The 3,040-nt window shown below is 68.1% G+C and carries 1 protein-coding gene; it reads right to left on the bottom strand.

Annotation, left to right across the window (positions count from 1 at the left end):
* Positions 1 to 44 precede the first annotated feature (44 nt).
* The gene (locus ACFWGZ_RS40475) at positions 45 to 2,651 is read right to left on the bottom strand and encodes an exo 1,3/1,4-beta-D-glucan glucohydrolase (RefSeq protein WP_382456884.1); all 2,607 of its coding nucleotides are present in this window, start codon (positions 2,649 to 2,651) and stop codon (positions 45 to 47) included.
* Between the last annotated feature and the right edge of the window lie 389 nt (positions 2,652 to 3,040).

The following is a 3,040-nucleotide window of genomic DNA, read 5'->3' on the forward strand; positions in this document are numbered from 1 at the left end:
CGCTTCCCCTTCCGGAGGGAAGCGCGCCCACGGTGCTGTGACGCCTACGTGCAGGGAATGACGTCCGGATCGGTGCCCGCCTTGGGCACCCACCGCACGTTCGCGAACGACGCCTGGAACGGGCCGTCCGTGTAGACCAGGAACGGCGTGTTGACGTTCTCCAGGTCCAGTCCCTTGTCGGAGAAGCAGTTGACCGAGATCTTCACGGTCGACTTCTGCCCGATCGGCAGGTCGCGGAACGCCTGCGTGGCGTCGATCTCCGCGAGGCACGGGTACATGCAGTGCGCGCTGACGACCGTGCGGTTGGCCGGGGCCTGGTGCACGATCACGTCGAACTCGATGGCCGCGTTGGCGTTGCCGTAGCCGCGCAGGTCGCTGCCGGCCGGGCTCTGCAGGTACACCTGGCCGGGGCCGGTGCCGGTCCACGTCGTCTTGAGCGCGTCCTGCTGGACGTTGACGTCGGATTGCACGACGTTGATCTCGGCGTGCGAGGCCTGGCCGTCGGGACCGATCTCGGTGCCGCCCCAGTTCTCGGCGGAGCCGATGTAGCTCTTGTACGGCGCGATGTCCGTGCGGTTGAAGACCTCGAGGTCCTCGGTCGCCGTGCCGCCGCCACCGCCGGAGCAGGTGCCGCCGGGGCTCGTCTCGTCGAGCTTGCCGACGCTGCCGGTCTGCCAGTCGCGCAGGCCGTAGCCGAGCTTGAACAGCGGCGTCTTGGCGGGCTCACCCGGCAGCGCCGGGCAGGCCTCGGCGGGCCACGAGTAGGAGAGCTTGCCGGTGAAGCCGTTGTGGCGGCCCTTGACCAGCAGGTCCGCGATGCCCTGGCCCTCGGAGCCGGGCAGCCAGGCGGACACGAACGCGTCGGAGCGGTTGATCTCCTTGTTCATGTACATCGCGCGGCCGCCGACGTAGACGGTGATGACCGGCTTGCCCTTGCCCGAGACCTTGTCGAGCACGGCGAGGTCCTGCGGGTACAGGCGGGCGGTCTCGAACGACCGCTTGCCGAGGTCGCCCACGCCCTCCGCGTACGGGGTCTCGCCGATGACGGCGATGACCGCGTCGAACTTGCTCGGGTCGACGCCGTCCGCGGTCTCGGCGAACGTGACGTTCGCGGCGCCCAGCGCGTTCTGGATGCCCTTGAGGATGCTGGTGGCGTTCGGGAAGTCGGCGTTGGTGTTGCCGGTGCCCTGCCAGGAGAGCGTCCAGCCGCCCGTCTGGTTGGAGATGTTGTCCGCGGTCTTGCCGACCACGAGGACCTTGCTGCGGCTGGAGATCGGCAGCACGCGCTTCTCGTTCTTCAGCAGCACGGCGGACTCGCGCACGGCCTCGCGAGCGAGTTCCTTGTGCAGCAACGCCTTCTGCTCACCGGCGTGGTCGCGCTTCGACGGCTTGGGCGCGTCGAACGTGCCGGCGCGCAGCTTGACGCGCAGGATGCGGGTGACCGCGTCGTCGATGCGGGCCATCGGGATCTGGCCGGACTCGACCTGGGCGATCGTGTTGGTGATGAAGGCCTTCCACTCGCCGGGCACCATGATGACGTCCATGCCGGCGTTGATGGCCTGCGGGCAGTTGGAGTTGGTGCAGCCGGTGACCTGGCCGATGCCGTTCCAGTCGGAGACGAGCAGGCCGTCGAAGCCCATCTTGTTCTTGAGGATGCCGGTCTGCACGTACTTGCTGCCGTGCACCTTGCCCTCGTTGATGACGTCGTTCGTCCAGCTGTTGAACGAGATCATCACGGTCTGCGCGCCCGCGGCCAGTGCCCCGTAGTAGCCCTGCCCGTGCACGTTGATCATCTGCTGCTCGGTGGCGGCCGTGATGCCCTGGTCCTTGCCACCGGTCGTGCCGCCGTCACCGATGAAGTGCTTGGCGGTGGCGATCACGCCGTCCTCGCCGATGCGCTTCTTCGCGTTGTCCTGCAAGCCCTTGACGGCCTCGTACCCGTAGGCGCGGGTGATCCGCGGGTCCTCGGAGTAGCCCTCGTAGGTGCGGCCCCAGCGGTCGTCCTGCACGACGGCGAGCGTGGGCGCGAACGCCCAGTCCTGCCCGGTCGCGCGGATCTGCTCGGCCGTGGCCTCGTGGATGTCGCGGACGAGGCAGGGGTCGTGCGCGGCGCCGAGACCGATGTTGTGGGGGAACACGGTCGCGCCGAAGACGTTGTTGTTGCCGTGCACCGCGTCGATGCCCCAGATGACGGGGATCTTGGTGCGGGAAGCCTTCGACGCCTCCCAGTAGGCGTCGGCGAGCGTCAGCCAGTCCTGCGGCGCGGCGTGCTTGTTGCCACCGGGGAAGCTGCCACCGCCGTTGAGCACGGACCCGAACCCGTACGTCGTGACGTCGGCCGGCGTGATCTGGCCGATCTCCGGCTGCGTCATCTGGCCGACCTTCTCGGCCAGCGTCATGTCCTTGAGAATGGCCTTGATGCGGGCCTCGTCCTTGCGGTCGCCCTCGAGCTGGCTGTCGACCTTCGGCCAGTCCTTGAGGGTGGGCAGGGACTTCTCGATGCGGGCGCACCCGTGCTCGGTCTTGGGCTGCCCGATGACCGTCTGCTTCGGCCCGTGCCGCTCTTCCTGTGCGGCGGCGGTCGCGGCCGATGTGGCGCCGGCGGCGAGCGTCAGCCCCAGCACCGCGGCGAGCGTGCTTCTCCAATGCATGCCGCGATCCTCAACGGCGTGTTACGTCCGCGTCAATGGGAACGCTCTCATGACTTTGTTCCGGAAACTTTCAGGACGAAAGTCGCTTATCGGGCTTGGGGGGTCGTGTTGGGTTTTGGGGTGTTGCGTTGGTCGGGTGGGGTTCCAGCGTGGTCCTGTTGCGTTGGTTTCCGCGCCTGTTCCAGCGTGGGCGTGCACCCCCGGACGAAAGACCTGGGTTCCATCGCCGCTGCGCGACGATCCGCGATTGGGGCTTGACTTCGGGGCCCTTGCGAGGCGCTGAGTCGGCCGGAAAAGGCCGGACGCTTCGCGACCGGCCGAGCCCGAAAGGGGTAGCACCTCGCACCCGAAGTCAAGCCCCAATCGCCGAAACACGGGTGGGTTCACCG

Origin of the sequence: Lentzea sp. NPDC060358, assembly GCF_042725365.1 — a bacterium.
Taxonomy (GTDB): Bacteria; Actinomycetota; Actinomycetes; order Mycobacteriales; family Pseudonocardiaceae; genus Lentzea.

Coding starts and splice junctions, on each gene's coding strand:
- ACFWGZ_RS40475 (WP_382456884.1), bottom strand. CDS start 2,651: ATGCATTGGAGAAGCACGCTCGCCGCGGTGCTGGGGCTGACGCTCGCC.